Below are 18008 nucleotides of genomic sequence, written 5' to 3' on the forward strand. Positions count from 1 at the left end.
CGTGACCCGGCGGATCGCCTTCGTCCTTGGAGGGCTGGCCCTGGTGCCGGCCCTCCTCGCCACCCCCAGTGGCGTTGCCGCCCAGGATTCCACCCAGGTCACCCTGGAGGTCGGCGTCACCGGGCCGGCCCGTGACCCGATCGTCCGGACCCGCAACCTGCTCGAGGACACGCCGTGGCTCTCCGCCCTGCGGGAGGGGTTGCCGGTCCGGCTGCAGTATCGGCTCGAGACCTGGCGTTCCCGCGAGGGGTGGCTGGACGAGGTGGACCGCACCCTGGACTGGACCCTCGTGGTCCGTCACGAGCCGCTGCTCGACCAGTTCTCGGTGACCCGCCTGGGCCCGGGCAACCTCTCCACCACCCGGAGGGTCGGCACCGCGGGTGCCCTGGCCGAGGTCCTCGGCCTGACCTACCAGTTCCGGATCGGACCCAAGGTGGCTGGGCGGTACTACTACGCCGCCTCCCTCGACGTGGTCACCCTCTCGGAGACGGACCTCGAGAAGTTCGAGCGCCTGCTGCGTGGCGAGCTGCAGGGAGAGAACAGCGGCGGCTCGTTCGTGGACCGGGCCCGGCGGCTGGTCCTCCGGCTGGCCGGCCTGCCCACGCTGCAGCGCAGTGGCCGGTCCGAGCCGTTCGAGGTGCGGTAGGGCGGTAAGGCGGCAGGGCGATGGGGCGTTCGGACGAGAAAGGGTGGAGTCCCGGTCCGGGGCCCCACCCTCCTGCCATTCCGGACCACGGCCGGTCAGCCGCCGAGGGCCTTCAGGGCGTCGGCGCCGTAGAAGAGCTTGATGTACTTGGACTGGGTCGTGGTGAGCCGGCGGACGGCCCAGGCCAGGTGCACGAAGTGCGGCTCATGCGGGTGGGAGTGCGGCTGCATGCCGCACTCCTCGGGAAGCCGGTTGCCCTTGCGGGTGTTGCAGGTGGAGCAGGCGGTCACCACGTTGGTCCACTCGTTGGTGCCACCACGGGAGAGGGGCACCAGGTGGTCGCGGGTGAGGCACTCGCGGCCCCGCAGGTCGAGCGGGGAGCGGTCGCAATACTGGCAGCGATAGCCGTCGCGAGCGAAGAGGAAGGTGTTGGTGACCTGGCGGCGGAAGCGGCGGGGGACGTGCACGAACTTGACCAGCCGGATGATCGCCGGTTTGGGGAGGACGAGGCGCTCACTGCGCACCACGTCCCGTCCCTCCGCTTCGACGATCTCCGCCTTGCCCTCGATCACCAGTCTGAGGGCGCGCCGCACGGGCACCATGGTCAGGGGCTCGAACGACGCGTTGAGCGCCAGGCACCGCACCAGAGGCAACACTCCACCGTCAGGGGACCGTGAATCGTACTCCGGCGCGCCCGGGCGGCGCAAGCAACGGTCCGGTTACCGGGTCAGCGCCGCCAGCCGCCCCTCGACCAGTTGCCGCATCCGCGGGTTCTTGGCGATGATCAGCAGGGTGTCGTCGCCCGCGAGGGTGCCGATGATCTCCTTCCACCCCGCCTGATCGAGCGCGGCGGCCACCGCCGGCGCGCCGCCGGTGGCCGTCTTGATCACGATCAGCGGCCCGGTGCTCTCCAGGCTCACCATCAGCGTCGGGAGGATCTGGCCGAGGTCGGGCCGGAGCGAGCCCTCGTGCGGGTTGGCGTAGTAAGAGCCGCCCTGCGGGTCGACCAGCTTGGCGAGGCCGAGTTCCCGGATGTCGCGGGAGAGGGTGGCCTGGGTCACCGAGATGGACTCGGTGGAGAGGGCCTCGCGCAGGTCATCCTGGCTCTGGATGCGGCGTTCGCGGACAATGCGGAGGATGGCCGCGTGACGCTGGAGCTTCATGTGGAGTGGAACTCCCGGGAGGCTGTCAGCGCGGGACGCTGCAGCGGGTTGGAGTCAGCGATGGGAGCCCCGCGGGCGCGCGGCGTCCCACAGTTCAGCCGGCGGCTGATAGCTGACAGCACTCAGCTGTCACAGCCTCTCCCCGCGGTACCGTGGACGGCCCGCGAGGCAGGTCAAGAATATCGCGTCCCGGCCGAGGGACAAGACGGCTTCCGGAATCCGGGATGGGTCGGCGCCCGGCCGGCAGCCGGGCGGCCACCACGTCTCCCCAGAGGCCCGGGGTCAGGCTGCCCACCTCGCCCTCGAGCCCAAGCGCGCGCGCGGCACCGGTGGTGATCAGACGGAGCGCCGCCTCCGCGCCGAGTCCGGCCAGCGCCCGCGCGGCCCGGGCCTCGGCCAGCAGGTCCAGCGGCGCCACGCTGGCGACCGAGTCGGTCCCGACGCCCACCCGGATCCCCGCCTCGAGCAGCGCCTGCAGCGGCGCCGCGCCGTGCCCATGCCGCGCATTGGAACGTGGGCAATGCGCCGCGGCCACTCCGGCGCGCGCCAGCCGGGTGACATCCTCCGCCGAGACCCGCACCAGGTGAATACAGAGGGTCCGTGACCCCAGGACGCCGTGCTGGTCGAGCCACGCCACCGGGGTCCGACCCGGCAGCGGCGGCAGAGGGATGCCCCGCCCCTCCCAGGCCCGCGCGAACCCGCCAGTGGCCTCAGCCAGGAGCAGCGACTCGTCGGCGGACTCCGCCAGGTGCACTGCCAGCGGCAGGTCGCGCGCCGTGGCCAGCCGCGCGGCGTGGGCGTAGAGGGCGCCGCTCACGCTGTAGGGCGCGTGGGGCGACAGGCCCAGGCGAACCCGCTCGGAGGTGAACGGCGCGAGCTCGTCAAGCCGCCGGGCCGCCCTCGCAATGGCCTCGTCCGCCTGGGCGGGGTGGGGACCGAACACCTCGTGGTACGCGATGCCACTGCCGCCCGCCTCGGCCAGCGCCTGGATGACGGCACCGGAATCCCCGGTGTCGGCCACGGTGGTGACGCCGGCGGCCCAGCAGTCCTGGAGGCCCCGGCGCGCGGCCGCGAGGAAGTCCGCCGGGGTGCGGCCGGCCTTCAGCGCGATGATGTGCCGGATCCAGGCCGGGAAGTCGGCCTCGGGCACCTGCCCGTCGAGGCCGGTCAGTTCGAGGTGGGTGTGGACGTTGATGAACCCCGGCAGGAGGACCATCCCCGGGCAGGCCTCCTCAGGGACGCCCGGCGGGAGCGGCACGGTGGCCGCGGGGCCCACGGCGGCGATGCGTCCATCGGGCCCGACCAGCACCGCACCGCCCGCGATCGGGGGCGCGCCCATTGGCACCACCCAGCCGGCGGTGAACCGCCGGGCCACCCCGGTCATGGCGGGCTGTTCTGCAGCGGATTGCCGCCGGCGGCGGGTCCCGCCCCGGCGCCCCAGGGGTTGTGGATGGGGCAGAAGTCGCGCGGCTCGGTGCCGATCAGGAACGACTCGACCGCGAGCGAGTCCTTGGGGCAGAAGGGCGTGAACTTGCGCCCGGTCTGCCGGTCCACCTCGACCACGGTCAGGCCGTCGGGCCGCGGCCAGCCGGCGGGGACGGGGCGGCGCTCGTAGACCTCTTTCATCATCATGGTCCACGCCGGCGCGGCGAGCCGGCCGCCCTGGGCATTGTCCATGATCTTCTGCGGCCGGTCCATGCCCATCCAGACGCCCGCCACCAGGTCGGGGGTGAAGCCGATGAACCAGACGTCGGCGCCGTCGTTGGTGGTGCCGGTCTTGCCGCCGGCGGGGATCGGGCCGAGCTGGCTGCCGACGGTCCCGGCCGCGCTGCCGCGGCGCACGACGTCCCGCAGGCCATCGAGCATGAGCCAGGCCAGCGCCGAGTCCATCACCACCTCGGAGCGGGGCCGGGGCTGCCACAGCACGTTCCCCCGGCGGTCTTCCACCCGCTCGATCGCGTAGGGCGTGGTCCGGATGCCCAGGGTGGCGAAGGGACTGAACGCGGCGATCATCTCCAGCGGAATCACCGACGCCGCGCCGATGTAGGTCGACGGGTACGGCGGCACCGGGGTGCTGATCCCGAAGCGCGCCGCCTCGCCGACCACGGCGCCGGGGCCGATATCATCCCCGACGCGGATGGCGGGGATGTTGCGGCTCTCGTAGAACGCCTCCTTGAGCGACATGGGGCCGGCGAACTTGTTGTCGTAGTTCTGCGGCTCCCACGCCGGCTCCCCGGGCGTCATCTCCATGCTGAGCGGGGTATCCTCGATGATCTCCGACCAGGGATGCCCCGCCCGCAGCGCCGCGGTGTACACGATCGGCTTGAAGGTCGAGCCGGCCTGCCGCACGGCCTGGACCGCGCGGTTGAACTTGCTGTCGTTGAAGTCCCGGCCGCCCACCATGGCGAGGAGCTTGCCGGTGCGCGCCTCGAGCACCACCGCCAGCCCCTGGAGGTAGGGCGACTCGGCCGGCAGGTCGGTGTCGTCACCGCGCTTCTCGAGGTAGTCGGCATACGTGGGCCGGGGGTACTTCCCGTAGCGGGCCTTGTTGCGCTCGATCTCGTCGAGCTGGCGGGCCAGGGCGCGTTCCGCCGCCTGCTGGATGTCGAGGTCCACGGTGGTGTAGATCCGCAGCCCGTCCTTGTAGAGCTGGGACCCGAAGCGGGTCTGCAGCTGCTGCCGCACGTACTCGGTGAAGTACGGCGCCACCTCGCTGAAGTCGGAGCGGGTGGAGAGGAGCAGCGGGTAGGCCTTCCACCGGTCCGCGTCCGCGCGGGTCAGGACGCCCTCCTCGGCCATCAGCTCGAGGATCAGGTTGCGGCGCTCCACCGAGAGGTCGGGATTCCGCCGCGGGTTGTACCGGGTGGGCGAGCGCGGGATCCCCGCCAGGGTCGCCGCCTCGGCCACGTTCAGCTCGCGGGCGGTCTTTCCGAAGTACCGCTCGGCCGCCGCCTCCACCCCGAACGCCCCGTTGCCGAGGTTGATCTGGTTGAGGTAGAACTCGAGAATCTTGCCCTTGGCGAAGTTCGACTCGATCTCGAAGGCGACGTGCATCTCCCGCAGCTTGCGCTTCACCGTCCGGTCGCGGCGGTTGAGGTCGTCGGGGAAGAGATTGCCGGCCAGCTGCATGGTGATCGTCGAGAACCCCTGCATCTGGCCCCGGTGCGTCAGGACGTAGACGGCGGTGTGGCGCAGCGCCCCGAGCGCCCGCACCCAGTCCACCCCTTCGTGCTCGTAGAACCGCTTGTCCTCCACCACCACGAACGCGGCCACCACCGCCGGCGACATCTGCTCGAGCGAGACGACCGTGCGCCGCTCGGCCCCGAGGTCGGTGATGAGGCGGCCATCGGCCGCATACACCTTGGAGGCCTGCGCCGGATCGTAGGTGCGGACCAGGGGCGCGATGGACGGGCAGGCGCTGTTGGCGCACGCCCGGGTCCACGCCGCCACCGCCACGCCGAGCCCGAGCATGAGGACGGCAAGCACCGCGGTCAGGAAGTTGCTGCGGATGCGGGGGGTATACCACCACCGCTGCAGGGTGCTCAGGGGACGAAAGGCCATGGAGGGAATCTAGGCGGGCGTCCGGGCGTCCAACACCTCCCGCACCTCGCGCACCAGCGCGTCGGGGGTGAACGGCTTCGACAGGAGACGGGCGCCGGCGGGCGCCAGACCGCGGCCGATCACCTCCGGGGCATACCCCGAGATGTAGAGCACGCGCAGGCGGGGGAACCGCGCCGTCAGCTCGGCCGCCAGGGCCAGCCCGCTCATCTCGGGCATGATGACGTCAGTCACCAGCAGCGCCGCGCCGGCCAGATCCTGCGCGTCGAGGGCCAGCACTTCGCCGGCCCGTCCCGCCGCCCGGACCTGGTACCCGGCACCCTCGAGGGCCCGCAGGGCGAGCGCGCGCACCGCCGGGTCATCCTCCACGAGCAGCAGGTGCTCGGTGCCCCGGGTGGCCGCAGGGGTCCGGCCGTCGGCCGGGCGGGCCGGGGCCGTTGGCTCCACCCGCGGAAGCCAGACCCGGAAGGTGCTGCCCCGCCCCACCGTGCTCTCCACCTCGATCATCCCCCCGGCCTGCTGCACGATCCCGTAGCAGGTGGCCAGCCCGAGGCCGGTGCCGCGCCCCTGCGGCTTGGTGGTGAAGAACGGCTCGAAGATGTGGGGCAATACCTCCGCCGGGATCCCCTCCCCCTGGTCCGTCACCGCAAGGCAGACGGCCGGCCCGGGCGGCAGGGGCGGCCGGAGCGCCGCCTCGGCGGGACTCAGCACGGCGTGGCGTACCGCGAGGCACAGCTCACCGCCCCCCGGCATCGCGTCGCGCGCATTGACCGCGAGATTCACCACCACCTGCTCCAGCTGGTGCGGATCGGCCAGGGCCAGCCACCGCTCCGCGGGGAGCTCGGCCCGCAGCACGATGTCCTCGCCGATCACGCGCCCGAGCATCCGCTCGAGGCCGCGCAGCAGGGCCACGAGGTCCACGGGCTGGGGCGCGAGTGTCTGGCGCCGCGCGAACGCCAGCAGCTGGGCGACCAGCGAGGCGGCGCGGTCGCCCGCCGCATGGATGGCCTCGACATCCTCCCGGACGGGGTCACCCTCGGGCAGGGAACGTTCCAGCAACGCGGTGTGCCCGAAGATCGCCGTGAGGATGTTGTTGAGGTCGTGCGCGACGCCGCCGGCGAGGCGCCCCAGCCCGTCCATCTTCTGCGCCTGGAGGAACTGCTGCTCCAGCCGCTTGCGGCCCGTGATGTCCTGGAGGGTGCCAAAGACACGGGTGACGGCGCCTTGGCGGAGCTCGGCACGACCGGTCACCCGCACGTCCAGCTCGGCGCCGCTGTCCGCGCGGAGCTGCAGCTCCAGGTCGAAGGGGGTCCCCTCGGTCCGCGCCCGGTGCAGGGCGGCCAGGAGCCGCTCCCGTCCCGGCGAGGGATAGCGCGCCGCCATCACGGCCAGGTCGGGCACCTGACTCGCCGGGGGCATTCCGTGCAGGCGGAAGGTCTCCGCGGTCCAGAAGGTGGCGCCGGTCGCCAGCTCGAACTCCCACCCGCCGATGCGCGCGCTGGACTGGGTCTCCGCCATGAGCGTCAGCTGCCGGCGCTCCGCGGTCACGTCGAGCAGCAGCGCGAGGTAGCGTGGCGTCTCGCCCACCAGGCGCGCCGCACTGAGCGCGGCCCAGACACGGGCACCATCCTTCCGCAGGCAGCTGATCTCCGCCGCCGGCGTGACCCCCTCCCGCCGCAGCGTGTCCCAGGCCAGGCGCGCCTCCGCCTGTCGCTCGGGCGGCGTGATCCGGCCGCCCGTGACCTCACCGGCCGCGACGTCCTCCGGGGTGTAGCCCAGGAGACCGAGCGCGTAGTGGTTGGCCTCGACCACCCGCCCCTGCTCATCGAACACCAGCACCCCGACCATGCTGGAGTGGTAGATCCGCCCGAAGCGGCTGACGCTCTCGCGGAGCAGTTCCTCGGCCCGCCGGCGCTCAGTCACCACGGCTGCTGCGGCAAGGGAGGTGACCGCGGAGATCGCCAGCATGGCCTGGGTGCCGAAGAGCCGATCGGCGATCGCCGGCGCATAGCCCATCGGCCCCAGGCCGCTCAGCGCCGCGGGCAACGCCACGACGCCCACCGCCAGGCACGCCAGCGCCGCCCCTGACGACCCGAAGCGGACCGCCGCCCACAGGAGCACCGGGGCCAGCCAGGAGGGGGAGACGACCGGGGTGGCCGGCCGGGCAAACAGCTGGAAGAGGAGCACGCCCAGCGTCCCCGCGAGCGCCAGTGCCTCGAGGACCCGCCGCCGACGGCCCAGGGGCTCCGCCAGGCGGTGGGTGACCGGGGCAAGGATGGCGGGCGCGATGAGCAGCACACTCATGGCGTGGGTGGACGCCCAGTTGATCCAGAAGCCCGGCGGCATCCGCCACCCGTTCAGCGCCTCGAGCAGGAGCCCGGCCGTCGCCCCGACGGTCGTGGCCACGATCGTGGCGAGTCCGAGAAGGGCGACCTCCGCCAGCGTATCGAGGAGCGGCCCGCGCCACGCCCGGCTGCCCAGCAGCCGCGCCGCCAGCCAGGCGGAGAGCGCCCCGATGGCGGCCATCTGGGGCGTCCGGACACTGAGCCCCCCGAAGACGGCCACCGCCGCGACCTCGGCCCCGAAACCGGCCGCGAGGATCGCGGGCCACCCCCGCCGGGTGGTGAGCAGCGCCGCGACCACCACGCCGGTCTGCGGCCACAGGTGCACCAGTCCCACGGGCAGCAGCCCCGACTGGAGGGCGCAACCCAGGAGAAAGCAGAGGACCGCGACGCCGAGCGCCGTCAGGCCCGGATGCCGCGAGGTCGGCACGGACGAGCCACCATGAGGGTGAAAAGTTCCTCTATATGCGCACGGGGCTGGAGAGAATCAAGCGGTACCCGCTTGCGGCGCACCCGGTGGCCGCCCTAGGATTGGCGCCCATGAGCACCCTCCTCGAGATCCTGACGGCCCGCGGCTTCGTGCAGGACGCCACCCCCGGACTGGCCGCCCGCCTCGCCCAGGGCCCGGTCACCGGCTACGTGGGCTTCGACCCCACCGCCGATTCCCTGCACGTCGGCAACCTGGTGCCGGTGATGGGTCTCGCCTGGCTGCAGCGGCTCGGGGGCACGCCGATCGTGCTGGTCGGCGGCGGCACGGGGATGGTCGGAGATCCGTCGGGCAAGCGCAACGAGCGGCCCATGCTCGATGTGGCCCAGATCGACCACAACGTGGCCCGGATCCGCACCCAGCTCGAGCGGTTCGTCTCCTTCGACGGTCCCACCGCCGCGCGGGTACGCAACAACGCCGACTGGCTCCGGCCGCTCGGCCTCATGGACTTCCTGCGAGACGTGGGCAAGCACTTCACCATCAATTACATGCTGCAGAAGGACGCGGTGAAGAGCCGGATGGAAACCGGGATCTCCTACACCGAGTTCAGCTACATGCTGGTGCAGGCGTACGACTTCTGGCACCTGTGGAAGACCGATCGCTGCGAGCTGCAGCTGGGCGGCAGCGACCAGTGGGGCAACATCACCGCCGGCACCGAACTGATCGGCCGCCGCGAGGGTGGGGCCGCCCACGGGCTGGTGTTCCCGCTCCTGACCAACGCCGCCGGCGGCAAGTTCGGCAAGAGCGAGTCGGGCAACGTCTGGCTCGATCCCGCCCGCACCTCGCCGTACCAGTTCTACCAGTTCTGGCTCAACACCGACGACCGCGACGTGGAGCGCCTGCTGCGCTTCTTCACCTTCCTGTCGCTCGAGGAGATTGCCGCGCTGGTGGCGGCGCAGGCCGCCGACCCGGGCAAGCGGCCGGCCCAGCGCCGCCTGGCCGAGGACGTGACCGCGCGGGTGCACGGCGCCGCCACCGCCGCAGGGGTGGTACGGGCCAGCCGGCTCCTGTTCGGCGGCCTCGACCTGGCGGAGGCCGGTGCGGAGGTCTTCGAGGTGCTGGCCACCGAGATCCCCACCACCGCCCTGCCCCGCGTGGAGCTGCCGGGCCTGGGCATCGTGGACGCCCTGGTGCGGACCGGCCTCGCCGCCTCCAAGGGCGAGGCCCGGCGCGGCCTGCCGCAGAAGGCGTACTCGCTCAACGGGCGGCAGGTCACCGACGCCGAATACACCCTGGGCGAGGCGGACGTGCTGGCGGGGCGGTACCTGCTGCTGCAGAAGGGGAAGCGCAGCTACGCGCTCGTCACGCTGACCTGACACCCCGGATCGACAGGCGCGCGGGTCAGCCGCGCTGGCGCAGTTCCGACCATGCATGGATATTCGCCGGGCTCGGCGCAGGGACGCGCCGGGCCCTTCCAGTCTCACCCCCCTAGAGCGGAGTGGCTATGCAAGGCGAGTTCATGAAGTTCCTGAAGGAGTACGGCGTCATCGGCCTCGCGATCGGCGTGATCATCGGCGGCAAGGCGGGCGAGCTGGTGAAGACGATCGTCGATGGCCTGCTGATGCCGGTCGTGGGCCTGGTCCTGCCGGGCGGCGCATGGCAGTCCTGGGCGGTGGGCCCGTTCCAGATCGGCCCGGTGCTGGGCGCGCTCCTCAACTTCGTGATCGTGGCCTGGCTGGTGTTCATGTTCTCCAAGAAGGTGCTCAAGGAAGAGACCGTCACCAAGAAGTAGCACCCCGCGCACGCCACGGGGGCGCGCACCGGTGGTGCGCGCCCCCGTGGTGCGTCGCGACGCAGCCTACCAGCGGGTCCGGCGGGTGCTCCGCGTGGTCTTGCCGCCGAGCAGGCCGCCGAGCACGCCCCGCACCAGCTCCCGGCCCACCGACCGCGCGATGGTCGTCCCCAGTGCGCCGAGCACCGCGGCCCCGAGCTTGGCCCCGGTGGACATCTTGGCCCGCCCTCCCGCAGGCGCGGGGGCGGGCGCCTGGCCGCGTGGGCCCGGTCGGTCCTCGGGCGCGGAGCCCGCCGGCCTGGCCAGGCGCGCCGCGAGCATCTCGCGCGCGCTCTCCCGGTCCACCGCCTGGCCATACTCCTTGAGGAGGTCGGACTGCTGGATGTCCGCCGCCAGCTCCTCCGGCGTCAGGGGCCCCATCCGCGACGACGGTGGAATCAGCCGCGCCGCCACCACCGGGGTGGGCACCCCGCGCGGGTCGAGGGCGGTCACCACCGCCTCGCCGATGCCGAGGGAGGTGAGGGTGGCCTGCAGGTCGTAGTACTCGGTCTTCGGGAAGGTGCGCACGGTGGCCTTGAGCGCGGCCTCGTCGTCGGGGGTGTGGGCGCGGAGGGCGTGCTGCACCCGGTTGCCGAGCTGGGCCAGGATATCGGCGGGGACGTCCTTGGGCGTCTGGGTGACGAAGTACACCCCGACACCCTTGGACCGGATGAGCCGCACCACCTGCTCCACCTGCTCCAGGAACGCCTTGGAGGCGTCGTTGAAGAGCAGGTGCGCCTCGTCGAAGAAGAAGACCAGCTTGGGCTTCTCGAGGTCGCCGGCCTCGGGCAGGGCGTGGTAGAGTTCGGCCAGCATCCACATCATGAACGTGGAGAAGAGCCGCGGCTTGTCCTGCACGTCGCCCAGCTCCAGGCAGGTGACCACCCCCCGGCCCTCGCGGGTGGTGGCCAGGAGGTCGTGCACGTCGAACTCGGGCTCCCCGAAGAACTGCTCGGCCCCCTGCACCTCGAGTTCGATCATCTTGCGCAGCAGCACCCCGACGGTGGCCTGGGACATCCCGCCATAGCCCTCGAGCTGGGCCTTGCCGTCGTCGCCGGAGAGGTACTGCAGCACGGCGCGCAGGTCGGTGAGGTCGAGCAGCGGGAGCTGCTGGTCGTCGCAGTACTTGAAGACCAGGGTGAGGACGCTGGTCTGGGTCTCGTTGAGGCCCAGCACCTTGGCCAGCAGGAGCGGCCCGAAGCTCGAGACCGTGGCGCGGAGCTGCACCCCCAGCCGGCCCGAGAGGCTCACGAACTCGACCGGCACCCCCGCCGGGGTCCAGGTCCAGCCCACATCGCCGGCCCGCTGCGTGATGCGCTCCCCCGGCTGCCCCGGCATGGCGAGCCCCGAGAGGTCGCCCTTGATGTCCGCCACGAAGACCGGGACGCCTGCGGCCGAGAGCTGCTCGGTGAGGAGCTGCAGGGTCTTGGTCTTGCCGGTGCCGGTGGCCCCCGCGATGAGCCCATGACGATTGGTCATGGCGAGGGGAATCCGGACCTTGGGCTCCGGGTGGAGGCGCGAGCCTTCGAGGGCGGCGCCGAGGACGATGGCCGGGCCCGAGAAGCCGTAGCCGGTGGCGAGCTGGTCAGCGAGTGTGCCGGGCATGGGGGCGCAGGGTGTTGGAGGGAAACGGGAAACGGACCGGGAAATCTACCGCCTTACCGCCTTACCGCCTTACCGCCGCAGCACCCGCTCCAGCACCTCGGTTACCCGCCCCATCTCCTCGAGGGTGTTGTAGCAGTGCGGGGCCAACCGGAGTGCGCCCTCGCGCAGGCTGCAGTAGATGCGGGCCTCGCGCAGGGCGCGGTGCGACTCCTCCAGGCGCGGCGGGGCGACGCAGATGATGCCCGAGCCGGCGGCGCCGGTCGGGGAGGTGACCCGCACCCCGTGATGGTCGGCCCAGGCCAGGACCGGCCCCTGGAGCGTGGCGAGGTGCCGGGCGATCGCCTCGACGCCAAGCTCCGCCAGCAGGCCGAGCGAGGCGGTCATGCCCACGAAGTCCTGGTACGGCAGGGTGATCAGCTCGAAGCGGCGGGCGTTCTCGCGCAGGGCGTCCTGGTACTGGGTCATGCGGCTGAAGTCGTCGGTGCCCTCGAACGCCATCCAGCCGGCGAGCACCGGCTCGAGCGCGGGGATGAGCTCACGACGGACATAGAGGAAGCCGCTCCCCCAGGGCGAGAGGAGCCACTTCTGGGCCCCGCACGCCAGGATGTCCACCGGGGTCTCGCGGACATCCAGCGGCCGCTGGCCTACCGCCTGGATGGCATCCACCACGAGGTACTTGCCCAGCTCCCGGGTGACCCGGGAGAGCCGGGCGAGGTCCACGGTATAGCCGTTGGCGAACTGGGTGAGCGACACCGCCAGGCAGCGCACCCGCGGGTCGGCGAGGCGCTCCACCAGCCGGTCCTCGTCGGGCCAGCCGGCGCCGGTGGTGGGGACGAGTTCCAGCGACACGCCGCGGTCCGCGAGGCGCTTCCAGGGATAGACGTTCGCGGGGAACTCCCGGTCGCTCGCCACCACGATGTCGCCCGGGAGCCACGGAAGGGCGCGGGCCGCGACGCCCAGCCCGTAGCTGGTGTTGGTGGCGAGGGCGATCTCGTCGATCGTGGCGCCGATGAGCCCGGCCACCGCCCGCCGGGCGGCGTCGAAGGCCCCGAAGAGGTCGTCGTGGGTGAGTTCGTAGGGCCGGGACCGTCGTCCCAGGTAGGCCTCGCCGGCGCGGCGGGTACGCTCGGGCGTGGGGCCGATGGAGGCGTGATCCAGGTAGGTCGTCCCGCCGGCCCAGGGGAACTCCTGGGCGCGCAGGGCCGCGATGTCATAGGCCACTCTTCTCATCCCTCCGGTCACCGGCGTACGTTTCGACGGTCTCCCAACCACGGTGGAAGAAGGTAATGGCCTTTCGCGGTCCCTTCACGCTGGTGCTGAGCGGCGGCGGCCTCAAGGGCCTGGCGCACATCGGCGTGCTCCGGGCGCTGGAGGAGCGCGGGCTGCACCCCGGCCTGGTGGTCGGGAGCAGCATGGGATCGCTGATTGCGGCCGCCTGGGCCTCCGGGATGTCGATCCCGGAGATGACCGAGCGGGGGCTCGCGGTGCGGCGGAAGGACATCTTCCAGGTGGCCCACGTGGACATGGCGCTCAAGCGCATGCGCGCGCCGGCGGTGTATCGCCGGGAGCCGCTCGACGCGCTGATCGACAGTCTCGTGGGCAGCCGCACCTTCGATCAGCTGCCCCGCCCCCTGCTCATCAACACGGTGGAGCTCAACTCCGGCATGCAGGTGTTCTGGGGCCTGCCGGGCCTGCGGCAGGCGCGGGTGGCCGACGCGGTCTTCGCCTCCTGTGCCCTGCCCGGGATCTTCCCCCCGCGCGAGATCGACGGCCGCTGGTTCGTGGACGGCGCGGTGACGGAGAACATGCCGGTGCAGATCGCCGCCGCCCAGGGGGAAGGCCCGGTGATGGCGGTGGATGTCGGCGCCACCAGCGCGCTCCGCAGCAACGTGCAGCACGACGGCTTCGCGGCCACCTACATCCGCGGGCTCGAGATCGTGATGCAGACCATGATGGAGAGCCGGCTGCGGCACTGGACCGCGCCCCCGCTGGTCCTGGTGCATCCCCGGGTGGAGCACGTGTCGCTGTTCGCCTTCGGCCACAACCGCGAGCTGATCGAGGAGGGGTACCGCGCCACCGCCGACCTGCTCGACCAGCTCGGCCCCGACTTCGACCCGGCCGGCCACGGGATCCACCCGCAGCGGAAGGTGCAGATCCGGGTGGACCGGGAGCGCTGCGTCGGGTGCAGCGCCTGCGTGATGCACGCGCCCTGGGTGTTCGAGCTGGACGAGGCGGGCCGCGCGGTGGTGCGGCAGGCGATCCAGTCGTGGTCCCCGCTCGATGGCGCCTACGTGCGCAACTGCCCGACCTACGCCATCAGCGCCCGACTCGCGCCCCCCGCCCGCCCCTGAACGCGGCGGCCGCCTCGGCGAGTTCGCGCACCACCCGCGGCCAGCCGAACTCCCGCTCCACCCGGGCCCGGGCCGCCAGGCCGAGCACCCGGGTGCGCGACCGATCGGCCAGCAGCGCTGCCACGGTCCGGACCGCCGCCACCTCGGTCCCCGGGTCCACGAGGAAGCCGGTGACGCCGTGGGTCACCGCGTCCTCGGTGCCGCCCTCGAGCCCCGCCACCACGGGGACCGCGCAGGCCTGCGCCTCGAGCAGCGACAGCCCGAACCCCTCGACCTCGTCGCCCTCCTGCCGCGAGAGCCCCAGGTACACCGTCGCCGCGCCGTAGAGGCCAGGGAGATCCTCCTCCGGCACCCGGCCCAGCCAGCGGACGTCCGCCGCCACGCCGAGTCGGTCGGCCTTCCGCCGCAGCCGCTCGGCGTCGGGGCCCGTGCCGGCCACCATGTATCCCACCTCGTGCCCCGCGGCCCGAAGCGCCTGCAGCACGTCGAGCCCGGTGTCGATGCCCTTGTGCGGCATGAGCCGCGCAACGGTCAGGAGCCAGGGCCGGTCGACCAGGCCGTACCGGTCGCGGAGCGCCGCCGTGCTGGCGCCGGGGTGGAAGCGCGCGGCATCCACGCCCGGTGGCACCACGCGCAGGTGGCGGGCGGCATCGGCGACGCCGAGTTCCCCGGCCAGCGCGGTGAAGCGGCTGGCGGTCCAGTGACTGATCGCCACGGTGCCTGCGGCGTCCCACAGCAGCGCCGCGGCCCGCCGCCGGCGCGCCGGGTCGGCGGCCGCCTGGCGCGCGATGAGCTGCAGGTCGAGTCCGTAGACGATGAGGCCGTAGGGGAGGCCGCGGCGCCCCCCGACCCAGCGCGCCACGTGGCCCGCCGGCTTCACGTTGCCGGCCCACAGGAAGTCGGCGTGCCGCGCCAGCCGGTCGGCCCGCCATCCCCAGCGCACCAGCCCGGGGAGGGTGCGCAGCCGGTCGCACGGCACCCCCACCCGCACCACCGGCGCCGCGCAGGCGGCATCGAACGCCGCCGACGCCGGCATCCGCCCGGTGCAGACGGTGAGCGTGCCCGCGGGCGCGTGGCGCGCCACCTCGCCCAGCGCCCGGGCGATGCCGCCCCCCTCGGGGGGGAAGTCCCGCGCGAGCAGCAGGGCCTTCACCGGCCCAGCACCTCGTGGTACAGCGCGATCGTGGCGTCGAGGGTCCGGTCGAGCGGGAAGCCCTCGCGGGACCGCTGGCGGGCGGCGGCGCCGAGCCCCGTCCGGCGCGCCGGGTCGGCCAGCAGGGCGTCGATGGCCGCCGCCCATGCCGCCGGGGCCATCGGCTCCACCAGCACCCCGTCGCTCCCGTCGCGGATGATCACCGCGTTGCCGGTGGCGTGGGAGGCGATCACCGGCTTGCCCAGCGCCATGGCCTCGAGCACCGCCTGCGGCAGCGCGTCCCAGCGCGACGGGTGCAGCGCCACGTCGACCAGTTCGTAGAACGGCCGCACGTCGGTCAGGAAGGGGAGCCGCACCACCAGGTGGCGCTCGGGGATCGGCGGCAGCGGCCCGCTCAGCGCCTCGCCATGCAGCCCGGTGAGCACCAGCAGCACCGGCGTCTGCACCAGGGCCAGCGCCTCGAGCACCACCGACTGGTCCTTGGGTCGCGCCACCACGGCGAGCGTCGGGCGCGCCGCCGACCAGCCGACCCGCTGGCGCCAGGTCTCGACGTCGTCGGGGACCACCGGCCGGTCGATTCGGTCGAGCAGCACGCCGCTGTGGATCACCCGCAGCTTGTCCGCCGGGATGCCCGTGGCCGCCAGCCGGGTCGCGACCGGCTCGCTCAGCGCCACCACCCGGCGGGCCACCCGGCCCGCCAGCCAGTTCTCGAGCCGCGTGGTGCGGGGCCAGGAGCGGCGCGTGAAGATGGCGGGCACCGGGAGCCGCCCGCTCAGCCCGAGCCAGGTGAACGCCTCGCGGTCGCGCGAGCCGTGCGCGTCCACCAGGTCTACCGGGTGGACCGCCAGCAGGTTGGCCAGCGCGCCGGCGTTCTTGAGCCGGGTGCCGGTGGCCAGCGGGATCGGGTGCACCTCGAGCCCGGCCCGGCGGGCGTCCAGCTCCACGCCGCTGTCGGGCGGGCAGACGAACCGCACCACGAGTCCGCGCCGCGCCAGGCCGCGGGCCAGGTGAAGCACCGAGTTCACCGCGCCCGAGCCGCCCCCCTGGTGGAGGGAGACGAGGACCCGGAGCGGCGCTACCGCCGGGGCCGGCACCGGTCCAGCTTTCGCCTCACGCATGCGCATCCTGGTGGTTGGTGCTGCCGGTGCCGAACGCACCGAGAGTTCCCTGGCCCGCGCCGCGCGGACCCTGGGCCACGAGGCCCGCGTCCTCGACGCCCTCGGCTGGCGGCGGCGCCTCGGCGAGGCCGGCGGCCTGGTGCTCCGCTGGCAGGCCGATCGCTTTGCGCCCGACCTGGTGCTCTGCACCCGGCACGCGGCCAGCGCCGGCGAGCGCACCCTCCGGCACCTGGTGCGCGGCCGGCGGAGCGCCTTCTGGTACTTCGATGCCGTGCAGCCGCTGCCCGGGCGCGTGGTGACCCTGGCGCGCGGCGTGGACGCGGTCTTTGCCACCTACGGCTACCAGGTCGAGGCCTTCCGGGCGCTCCGGCTCCGGGCCGAGTTCCTGCCGCAGGGCGCCGATCCCGCGCTCGACCGCCCCGCGGAGACGGCGCCGTCGGCCTACCACTGCGACCTCGCCTTCGTCGGGTCGGGCGACTACCCGAGGCGGCACGCGGTGCTGACCGCACTGGCCCGGCACTTCACCCTGCAGGTGCGTGGCCCGGGGTGGGCGGCACTCGCGGGGCAGCTCCCGGTGGCCGGCGGCACGGTGCGCGCGGCGGAGTTCGCGCGGGTGGCCCGCGGGGCGCGGCTCATGCTCGGCGTCGACGCGCTCGAGGCGCAGCGCGCGGAGGCACGCGGCGGAACCTCGAACCGGCTGTGGCGCGTGCTCGCCGCCGGGGGGTGCTACCTGGGCGAGTACGTGGACAACGTCGAGGAGTTCGCCCGGCACGGGGTCCATGCCCTCTGGTACCGCCACCCCGCGGATGCGGTGGAGCTGGCGCGGGGCGCGCTGGCCGACGACGCGCAGCGCGCCCGCCTCGCGGCGGCCGGCCGGGCCCACGTCCTGGCGCAGCATACCTACGCCCACCGGCTCCAGCGGCTGCTCGCGGGACAGGGCTACACCTCCACGTAGTTGGTGCGCTCGAACGGCCGCCACCCGGTGAGCCGCTCCACGCCCAGCGAGGCCAGCAGTGCCAGGCGCCGGGCATCCCAGGGGCGCGGTCCGAAGGCCACCGGCGCCTCCGGCCGGCGCCGCGCCAGCCACGCCTCCATGACCGCCGGATGCCGCCCGGTGAAGCGGCGGAGTCCCACCTCCCACGGCAGCGCCGCCGCCACCGGGGCGCGGCCGGGCCCGGCGGGGTGGTAGAGCGCGTTGTCGATCTCACGCTTGGCCGCCAGCGCCGCACGGGGACGGGCCCAGCCGTAGTGATGATAGGTGGCCCCGCTGCGCCGCACGCGGGGTTTGCCGCGGCCGTCGGCCTGTCGGAACCCCTGGGCGTCGGCGTGACTCCGGAGCCCGCGGCCGAGCCGGAGGGCGCGCACCTCGCGGCGGTACCAGGAGCGATTGCCGGCCACATGGTCGGGGCCGCCGTAGAAGTGGAGGAAGTCGACCAGCAGGGCATCCACCCGGGGATCGGCGTGGGCGGTGTCAAGCGCCGCGCGCAGCGACGCCACCCCGGATTCGTGCAGCACTTCGTCGGCCTGGATGTAGATTGCCCAGTCGCCGGTGCACGCGGCGAGGGCCCGATCGGTCTCGGTGGCCAGCAGCGCGCTGCCGGCGGAGGGGTCCCAGGCGTGGTCCAGGATCCGCAGCCGCGGGTCCGCCAGGCTGGCCACGAGGTCGCGGGTGCCGTCGCCCGACCGGCCCACGTTTACCACCAGTTCATCCACCAGGGGCAGGATCGAGCGGAGCGCCTCGACGATGGGAAAGTCGAGCCGCACTGCATTGGCCACCAGGCTGACACCGACGACGCGCATCGCGGGACTTTCGC

The 18008-nt window shown here is 73.3% G+C and carries 15 protein-coding genes; 5 read left to right on the plus strand and 10 right to left on the minus strand.

The genetic code is table 11. The features are described 5' to 3' along the window. Position 1: 1 nt before the first annotated feature. Complete coding sequence (locus tag IPJ95_17065; protein MBK7925311.1) at positions 2 to 646, plus strand: hypothetical protein; 645 nt, start codon at positions 2 to 4, stop codon at positions 644 to 646. Between the two features lie 95 nt (positions 647 to 741). Here the strand turns inward: IPJ95_17065 and IPJ95_17070 are convergent, their stop codons facing one another. The 5 genes from IPJ95_17070 to IPJ95_17090 all read right to left on the minus strand — a co-directional run bounded on the left by IPJ95_17070 (position 742) and on the right by IPJ95_17090 (position 8139). Then, complete coding sequence (locus tag IPJ95_17070; protein MBK7925312.1) at positions 742 to 1248, minus strand: HNH endonuclease; 507 nt, start codon at positions 1246 to 1248, stop codon at positions 742 to 744. 117 nt (positions 1249 to 1365) lie between these two features. Next, the gene (locus IPJ95_17075; GenBank protein ID MBK7925313.1) at positions 1366 to 1809 is read right to left on the minus strand and encodes an arginine repressor; all 444 of its coding nucleotides are present in this window, start codon (positions 1807 to 1809) and stop codon (positions 1366 to 1368) included. Positions 1810 to 1903: 94 nt separating this feature from the next. After that, positions 1904 to 3193, minus strand: coding sequence for an amidohydrolase family protein (locus IPJ95_17080; GenBank protein MBK7925314.1), 1290 nt, complete (start codon positions 3191 to 3193; stop codon positions 1904 to 1906). Beyond that, positions 3190 to 5370 carry a PBP1A family penicillin-binding protein gene (locus IPJ95_17085; protein ID MBK7925315.1) on the minus strand — a complete coding sequence of 727 codons (2181 nt, stop codon included), beginning with the start codon at positions 5368 to 5370 and terminating at the stop codon, positions 3190 to 3192. The genes IPJ95_17080 and IPJ95_17085 overlap by 4 nt, the downstream gene beginning before the upstream one ends. Positions 5371 to 5379: 9 nt before the next feature. Further along, the gene (locus IPJ95_17090; GenBank protein MBK7925316.1) at positions 5380 to 8139 is read right to left on the minus strand and encodes an MASE1 domain-containing protein; all 2760 of its coding nucleotides are present in this window, start codon (positions 8137 to 8139) and stop codon (positions 5380 to 5382) included. A 110-nt stretch (positions 8140 to 8249) separates the two neighbouring features. On the opposite strand from IPJ95_17090, the gene IPJ95_17095 reads away from it, so the two are divergent. Then, positions 8250 to 9512 (plus strand): tyrosine--tRNA ligase, encoded by a 1263-nt coding sequence (locus IPJ95_17095; GenBank protein ID MBK7925317.1) that lies wholly within the window; start codon positions 8250 to 8252, stop codon positions 9510 to 9512. A 122-nt stretch (positions 9513 to 9634) separates the two neighbouring features. Continuing rightward, positions 9635 to 9928 (plus strand): MscL family protein, encoded by a 294-nt coding sequence (locus tag IPJ95_17100; protein ID MBK7925318.1) that lies wholly within the window; start codon positions 9635 to 9637, stop codon positions 9926 to 9928. Positions 9929 to 9994: 66 nt separating this feature from the next. On the opposite strand, the gene IPJ95_17105 is transcribed toward IPJ95_17100, so the two are convergent. Beyond that, positions 9995 to 11572, minus strand: coding sequence for a DUF853 family protein (locus IPJ95_17105; protein MBK7925319.1), 1578 nt, complete (start codon positions 11570 to 11572; stop codon positions 9995 to 9997). 69 nt (positions 11573 to 11641) lie between these two features. Beyond that, entirely contained in the window at positions 11642 to 12793 is a 1152-nt protein-coding gene (locus IPJ95_17110; protein MBK7925320.1) for an aminotransferase class V-fold PLP-dependent enzyme, read from the minus strand. Positions 12794 to 12858: 65 nt separating this feature from the next. Between IPJ95_17110 and IPJ95_17115 the strand changes: the two genes are divergently transcribed. Next, a complete protein-coding gene (locus IPJ95_17115; protein MBK7925321.1) occupies positions 12859 to 13923 on the plus strand; it encodes a patatin-like phospholipase family protein in 1065 nt (354 codons plus the stop codon). Here the strand turns inward: IPJ95_17115 and IPJ95_17120 are convergent. Both IPJ95_17120 and IPJ95_17125 read right to left on the minus strand, forming a co-directional pair. Continuing rightward, the gene (locus IPJ95_17120) at positions 13889 to 15076 is read right to left on the minus strand and encodes a glycosyltransferase family 4 protein (GenBank protein ID MBK7925322.1); all 1188 of its coding nucleotides are present in this window, start codon (positions 15074 to 15076) and stop codon (positions 13889 to 13891) included. The genes IPJ95_17115 and IPJ95_17120 overlap by 35 nt on opposite strands. Continuing rightward, a complete protein-coding gene (locus IPJ95_17125; protein ID MBK7925323.1) occupies positions 15073 to 16194 on the minus strand; it encodes a glycosyltransferase family 4 protein in 1122 nt (373 codons plus the stop codon). Before IPJ95_17125 ends, IPJ95_17120 begins: the two co-directional genes overlap by 4 nt. On the opposite strand from IPJ95_17125, the gene IPJ95_17130 reads away from it, so the two are divergent. After that, a complete protein-coding gene (locus IPJ95_17130; GenBank protein ID MBK7925324.1) occupies positions 16193 to 17149 on the plus strand; it encodes a glycosyltransferase in 957 nt (318 codons plus the stop codon). The two genes, IPJ95_17125 and IPJ95_17130, sit on opposite strands and share 2 nt — an antisense overlap. On the opposite strand, the gene IPJ95_17135 is transcribed toward IPJ95_17130, so the two are convergent. Then, on the minus strand, positions 17134 to 17994 hold the full coding sequence (locus IPJ95_17135; GenBank protein MBK7925325.1) for a glycosyltransferase family 2 protein: 861 nt from the start codon (positions 17992 to 17994) through the stop codon (positions 17134 to 17136). The genes IPJ95_17130 and IPJ95_17135 overlap by 16 nt on opposite strands. Between the last annotated feature and the right edge of the window lie 14 nt (positions 17995 to 18008).

Source organism: Gemmatimonadota bacterium, from assembly GCA_016713785.1.
Classification (GTDB): domain Bacteria; phylum Gemmatimonadota; class Gemmatimonadetes; order Gemmatimonadales; family GWC2-71-9; genus JADJOM01.